Source organism: Pseudomonas sp. SDO5591_S426 (assembly GCF_054070755.1).
Genome location: NZ_JBSVXD010000242.1, coordinates 1 through 7,061 on the forward strand (window position 1 = coordinate 1; position 7,061 = coordinate 7,061).

Sequence of the window (7,061 nt, forward strand, 5' to 3'; positions counted from 1 at the left end):
ATGCGTTTCAATGTAGGAGTGAGCCTGCTCGCGATGGCCGCGCTGCTGTTCTGAACCTTTTGCACTACCCAGCCGCAACCCAACCCGGCAAAATGCCCGACATGAATCCCGTCCCCGCCCTGCCCGCCTGCTGCACGCCCCTCGATGCCCATTGGCCGCTGCCGGTTGTGCTGCCCGATGCGGTGCTGTTGAGCACCCACTTCAATCCCACGCAACTGCTTGGCGATGACTTCCAGCGCAGCGCCATCGAGGCGCCGGCGAGCATCCAGCGTTCCGTCGCCAAGCGGCAGGCGGAGTTTCTCGCCGGTCGAATTTGCGCTCGCGCCGCGCTGCAACAACTGGAAGGCCTGAGTTTCAGCCCGGCCATCGGCGAAGACCGGGCGCCTGTCTGGCCAGCGCATATCACCGGTTCGATCACCCACAGCACCGGCCGGGCCGCAGCGATCGTCGCGAACAAAAGCCACTGGCGCGGTTTGGGCATGGACCTGGAAAACCTGCTCAACGTCGAACGCGCCGAGCGCCTGGCCGGGGAAATCCTCACCCCACCCGAGCTACAGCGCATGGCCGCCGGCCCGCGCGAGCAACTGGCGTTAATGGTGACCCTGACCTTTTCGGTGAAGGAAAGCCTGTTCAAGGCGCTCTATCCGATCGTCCAGCAACGCTTTTACTTTGAACACGCTGAAGTGCTGGAATGGACTGAGGCGGGTGAAGTGCGGTTGCGATTGCTGACGGACCTGTCCAGTGAATGGTGCAACGGCACCGAGCTGGAGGCGCAGTTCGGGGTGCGGGATGGGCAGTTGTTGAGTCTGGTAAGCATCAAGGCCTGAAGTCTTATGGTGTTTGCAAGGACCTCATCGCGGGCAAGCCTTGCTCCTACAGAATCGAAGCGTTCGCCGATTTCGCAATCAACACAGAACCTGTAGGAGCAAGGCTTGCCCGCGATGAGGTCGGAACTGACACCATGGCCCTCAACGTTTCTCCTGATTCCTCGGCCAACTCAAACTGAAACAGGCCCCGCCCAGACTCTTGCTCTTGCCGATCAACGCCCGCCCGTCATGCCAATGGATGATTCGCCGCACGATCGACAACCCCAATCCATGACCACCCGACGCACGGGTTCGACTGTCGTCGAGGCGCAGGAACGGCGTGAAAATTTTCTCCCAGGCGATTTCCGGCACGCCCGGCCCGTCATCCTCGACATCCACCCGACAGCGCTGCTGCCCCACCTGATAGCTGATGGTCACCCGTGACTGCGCGTGGCGCATGGCGTTGGTCACCAGGTTCTGAATCGCCCGGTGCAGGTAACGCGGCTCGGCCTCGACCCAGGCGTCGTCGTTATCGGCCGCCGACAGGCACAAGCCGCGCTGCACCGTGACGTCGGCACGCAACGGCGCGAGTTCCTCGATCACCTGATTGACCAGCGCATCCAGATCGATGCGCTGAAAATTCAGCGCCGGGGACCCTTGCTCCAGTCGTGCATAGGTCAGCATCTCGTCCACCAGACGATCGAGGTCTTCGATGTCGTGGTCCATGCCTTCGCAGTATTTTTCCAGGGCTTGCGGGGTGGTGGCCGAGCCGATCATCTCCAGGCCAAAGCGCAAACGCGCCACCGGCGTGCGCAATTCGTGGGACACCGCACGCACCAGTTCACGCTGGATCGCCAGCAGTTGCTGCAGATGCTCGGCCATGCCGTTGAACGCCGACGCCAGTCGCCCGACCGAGTCCGCGCCGCGCGCCGGAACGCGGGTTTCCAGGCTGCCTTTGGCGATGCGCGTGGCCGCCGCTTCCAGACCGCGCAAGCGTCGTTCAAGTTGCCGCACCAATAGATAGACGATCAAACCGATCAGGGTCAGGCCCAGCGCGGCAATCAGCACCAGCCATTCCGGCGGATAAGGATTCATCTGGTACAACGGGCCGATTTCCAGCACCCACGGCGTGCCGACCATACCGGCGAACACGCGGATCGAATCGCCGCCCTTGCCCAGCGCCATCACCGTGTCGCCTTCGGACACGCGGCGACTCTGGTCTTCGTCCATGTCGGCGTCTTCGACCGTGACCAGGCGCAAGTCGAAACCAAAACCCTTGTCTTGCTTCAATTGCGCCAGGCGCACCGGCTGCTCGCCCACCGGGTAGCGCACCAGTTCGTCCACCAACAGGTAGATGGTCGCCCGGGCCAGTTGCTCGCTGATCTGCTGCACTTCCCCCGTGAGGACCAGTTGTTCCTTGTCACTGACCAGCCGATAAACCTTCGCCGCATGTGGCCCGGTCTGCTCCACCAGTGCCTCGCCATGCAGCACGCGGGTGCGCTGCCGGATGTCGAGGTCGGTCTCGTTGAAGGTTTTCAGCGCCAGCGGAATGCCCAGCAACCGCTCCCACACCAGCAACGCCCGGTGGCGCTCGGTCTGGTTCATCGGTTGCAGGTTGTCGGCCATCAGCGAAAACGTGCCGTGGGCCAGACGCTCGCGGTATTGCTCGCTGCGCACCTGGTTGAGCATGTGCAAGGCCAGCACGCCAAGCACCGCCACCAGAATCAGCGCGGCGCACATGCCGCCATAAATACGCAGGAAGATCGAGTTCACAGGATTTGGTCTACGCAAGCCTCGGGAACGAACAGGTAGCCTTTGCTGCGCACGGTCTTGATCAGCCGCGGATGATCCGGGTCATCGCCGATCTTCGGACGGATGCGCGAAATACGCACGTCGATGGAACGGTCCTGGCCGTCATAACCGATACCGCGCAGCGCGGTGAAGATCTCTTCCCGGGACAGAATGCGCCCGGCGTTGGCCACCAGCAGCCAGAGCAAATCGAACTCGGCGCTGGTCAGTTCAATGCCGTTGTCATTCAGCCAGGCTTCGCGCAGGGCGTTATCCACCACCAGCGGGCCGAATTGCAGGCGCCGTTGTTTTTCCGGCACCGGTTCCGGCGCCTCGCTGCGTCGCAGCAACGCCTGGATGCGCGCCAGCAGCAAGCGCGGGCGCACCGGTTTGCACACGTAGTCGTCGGCGCCCAGGTCGAGGCCGAGGATCTGGTCGGTATCGTCGCTGCGCGCGGTGAGCATCAGGATCGGGCCGTCGTAGCGGTCGCGGACCTTGCGGCAAATGCTCAGGCCGTCTTCACCGGGAAGCATCAGGTCGAGGATCACCAGGTCCGGTTGTTCCTTGATGATGCGCGCCGCCGCCAGGGCGCCGTTGCCCTCGATCGACACGCGCAGGCCATTGGCTTCCAGGTAGTCGCGGGTCAGTTCGGCCAGACGCTGGTCGTCTTCGACAATCAATATTTGCCAGGCTTCTTGCTCCACGGTGACCTCTGTTTGCCAATGACACTAATAAGGAAGGATCCGCCCGTCTTTTTGTAATGATTCGGGGGATAAATTGCATACACGCCGACCGATTGTATAGAACGTCGCCCGCACAGAACACAAGCCGGTAAATGCGTTCGGAGATGACGTTTTTTTGTGATAGGGTTCGCGCCCTTAAAAATCCGTCCGGCCGTTTTCGATCGTTGAAAAATGCTGAAAAAAGGTCCGGTCCAGCAGCATCGCGGCCTACACGCCGATTGGCCCTTTCACACACAATTTACGCACAGGTTTATCCACAGGTAGTACGTTGCAATCGCCCCCCAAAACGCATTATCTTGTACCCCAGCGCCAAAAAAACCCTAGATGTAGGGTTTAGCGCAAAAAACCAAACACAAACCGGACACCAATTTCAAGCGCTTTTCTTGCCTCTGTCCGGTTGATTCAAACGTATTTTCGAAAGTCCAAACCGCGCGTGCGGATGGCTACTGTATTTCGGCCCAAAGTGGTGAAAACGGTACGGGTGTTGCAGTCCTGAACTGTCACCTCAAAGGACCCCGGTCTTGCGCCCCAGGCGTGAGACCAAAGACTTCGGCATGGAAGCGGCGCCCAATAGCCCCCTTCCTGATCTGTCCCGAAGTTGGTATGCCCGGCCCTCGCCGGTTGTAGTGCTTCAGGACGGAACGGTGGGCACTGTGATGGTGCCCAAACAAACATAGAGAATGTGGAGACAACCCCCCATGCAAACCGACACAACTCGCGAGAACCCGCAGGGCACCTTGCCGCAGGCTACCGATTCGAATCAGGATCTGTCCGCCACCGCGCCTGGCCAACTGCGCGTGATCAAGCGTAACGGCACTGTCGTTCCTTACACCGATGACAAGATCACCGTCGCCATCACCAAAGCGTTCCTCGCAGTTGAAGGCGGCACCGCTGCCGCTTCGTCGCGAATCCACGACACCGTGGCCCGCCTGACCGAACAGGTCACCGCCACGTTCAAGCGTCGCATGCCATCGGGCGGCACCATCCACATCGAAGAAATCCAGGACCAGGTCGAACTGGCCCTGATGCGTGCCGGCGAGCAGAAAGTCGCTCGCGACTACGTGATCTACCGTGACGGTCGTTCGAAAGAACGCGCTGCCCACGCACCGGCCGAAGAAGCGGTCAACGCTCACCCGTCGATCCGCATCACCCGCGCCGATGGCTCCTTTGCTCCTCTGGACATGGGCCGCCTGAACACCATCGTCACCGAAGCGTGCGAAGGCCTGGAAGAAGTCGACGGCGACCTGATCCAGCGCGAAACCCTGAAAAACCTGTACGACGGCGTGGCGCTGACCGACGTCAACACCGCTCTGGTGATGACCGCCCGTACCCTGGTTGAGCGTGAGCCGAACTACTCGTTCGTGACCGCCCGCCTGCTGATGGACACCCTGCGTGCCGAAGGCCTGGGCTTCCTCGGCGTGGCCGAAAGCGCTACCCACCACGAAATGGTCGACCTGTACGCCAAGGCCCTGCCGGCCTACATCGCCAAGGGTATCGAATTCGAATTGCTGAACCCGGTCCTGGCGTCCTTCGACCTGGAAAAACTCGGCAAGGCAATCAACCACGAGCGCGATCAGCAGTTCACTTACCTGGGCCTGCAAACCCTGTACGACCGTTACTTCATCCACAAGGATGGCGTGCGTTTCGAACTGCCGCAGATCTTCTTCATGCGCGTGGCCATGGGCCTGGCGATCGAAGAGAAGAACAAAGAAGACCGTGCGATCGAGTTCTACAACTTGCTGTCGTCCTTCGACTACATGTCGTCGACCCCGACCCTGTTCAACGCCGGTACCCTGCGTCCACAGCTGTCGAGCTGCTACCTGACCACCGTGCCGGATGACCTGTCGGGCATCTACCACGCGATCCATGACAACGCCATGCTGTCGAAATTCGCCGGTGGCCTGGGCAACGACTGGACTCCGGTTCGCGCATTGGGTTCGTACATCAAGGGCACCAACGGCAAATCCCAAGGCGTGGTTCCGTTCCTGAAAGTGGTGAACGACACTGCCGTTGCCGTTAACCAGGGTGGCAAGCGCAAGGGCGCTGTCTGTGCCTACCTGGAAACCTGGCACATGGACATCGAAGAGTTCATCGAGCTGCGCAAGAACACCGGTGATGATCGTCGTCGTACCCACGACATGAACACCGCCAACTGGATCCCTGACCTGTTCATGAAGCGCGTCTTCGATGATGGTCCGTGGACCCTGTTCTCGCCTTCCGAAGTTCCGGACCTGCACGACCTGACCGGCAAGGCTTTCGAAGAGCGTTACGAGTACTACGAAGCCCTGTCTCAGTACCCAGGCAAGATCAAGCTGTTCAAGACCATCCAGGCCAAAGACCTGTGGCGCAAGATGCTGTCCATGCTGTTTGAAACCGGCCACCCATGGCTGACCTTCAAAGACCCGTGCAACCTGCGCAGCCCGCAGCAGCACGTCGGCGTAGTCCACAGCTCGAACCTGTGCACCGAGATCACCTTGAACACCAACAAGGACGAGATCGCCGTTTGCAACCTGGGCTCGATCAACCTGCCGAACCACATCGTCAACGGCAAGCTGGACACCGCCAAGCTGGAACGCACCGTGAACACCGCCGTGCGCATGCTCGATAACGTGATCGACATCAACTACTACTCGGTGCCGCAAGCGAAGAACTCCAACTTCAAGCACCGTCCGGTCGGCCTGGGCATCATGGGCTTCCAGGATGCGCTGTACCTGCAGCACATTCCTTACGGTTCCGATGCCGCCGTACAGTTCGCCGACACGTCCATGGAAGCGGTCAGCTACTTCGCGATCCAGGCGTCCTGCGACCTGGCTGACGAGCGTGGCGCCTACGAGACGTTCCAGGGTTCGCTGTGGTCCAAAGGCATCCTGCCGCTGGATTCGCAACAGATCCTGATCGAAGCCCGTGGCCAAAAGTACATTGACGTTGACCTGAAGGAAACCCTGGACTGGGCACCGGTTCGCGCCCGTGTGCAGAAAGGTATCCGTAACTCCAACATCATGGCCATCGCACCGACCGCGACCATCGCCAACATCACTGGCGTATCGCAGTCGATCGAACCGACCTACCAGAACCTCTATGTGAAATCGAACCTGTCGGGCGAATTCACCGTGATCAACCCGTACCTGGTTCGCGACCTCAAGGCTCGCGGTCTGTGGGACTCGGTCATGATCAACGACCTGAAGTACTACGACGGTTCCGTGCAGCAGATCGAGCGCATCCCGCAAGAACTCAAAGAGCTCTACGCGACTGCATTCGAAGTGGACACCAAGTGGATCGTTGACGCGGCAAGCCGTCGTCAGAAGTGGATCGACCAGGCTCAATCGCTGAACCTGTACATCGCTGGCGCTTCGGGCAAGAAACTGGACGTGACCTACCGCATGGCCTGGTACCGTGGTCTGAAAACCACTTACTACCTCCGTGCCCTGGCCGCGACCAGCACCGAGAAGTCGACCATCAACACCGGCAAGCTGAACGCTGTTTCCAGCGGCGGCAACCACGGTGACGACTCGGTCCTGGCAGCACCTGCCGGTCCAGCTCCAGTGCCGAAGGCTTGCGCCATCGACGAGCCGGATTGCGAAGCTTGCCAATAAGCTGAGCCAATAGGCGCCGCAAGGCGCTTATCTGAAACCCCCGATCAGTCCTCTGGATTGTCGGGGGTTTTCTTTTGACCTTTAAAAGATCGCAGCCTCGTTTCACTCGACAGCTCCTACATTGTAATGCG

General features: G+C 60.3%; 4 protein-coding genes. 2 read left to right on the plus strand and 2 right to left on the minus strand.

Annotation, left to right across the window (positions count from 1 at the left end; all coding sequences use genetic code 11):
• Window positions 1-101: 101 nt before the first annotated feature.
• Window positions 102-827 (plus strand): 4'-phosphopantetheinyl transferase family protein, encoded by a 726-nt coding sequence (locus ACW9JC_RS27340; protein ID WP_457458911.1) that lies wholly within the window; start codon window positions 102-104, stop codon window positions 825-827.
• A gap of 141 nt (window positions 828-968) precedes the next feature.
• Here the strand turns inward: ACW9JC_RS27340 and ACW9JC_RS27345 are convergent, their stop codons facing one another.
• Together ACW9JC_RS27345 and ACW9JC_RS27350 are read right to left on the minus strand one after the other, a co-directional pair.
• On the minus strand, window positions 969-2,579 hold the full coding sequence (locus tag ACW9JC_RS27345; protein WP_416130573.1) for an ATP-binding protein: 1,611 nt from the start codon (window positions 2,577-2,579) through the stop codon (window positions 969-971).
• Complete coding sequence (locus tag ACW9JC_RS27350; RefSeq protein ID WP_457458909.1) at window positions 2,576-3,298, minus strand: response regulator; 723 nt, start codon at window positions 3,296-3,298, stop codon at window positions 2,576-2,578. Before ACW9JC_RS27350 ends, ACW9JC_RS27345 begins: the two co-directional genes overlap by 4 nt.
• Before the next feature lie 737 nt (window positions 3,299-4,035).
• Between ACW9JC_RS27350 and ACW9JC_RS27355 the strand changes: the two genes are divergently transcribed.
• Window positions 4,036-6,930 (plus strand): ribonucleoside-diphosphate reductase subunit alpha, encoded by a 2,895-nt coding sequence (locus tag ACW9JC_RS27355; protein WP_338582505.1) that lies wholly within the window; start codon window positions 4,036-4,038, stop codon window positions 6,928-6,930.
• The last annotated feature ends 131 nt before the right edge of the window (window positions 6,931-7,061 follow it).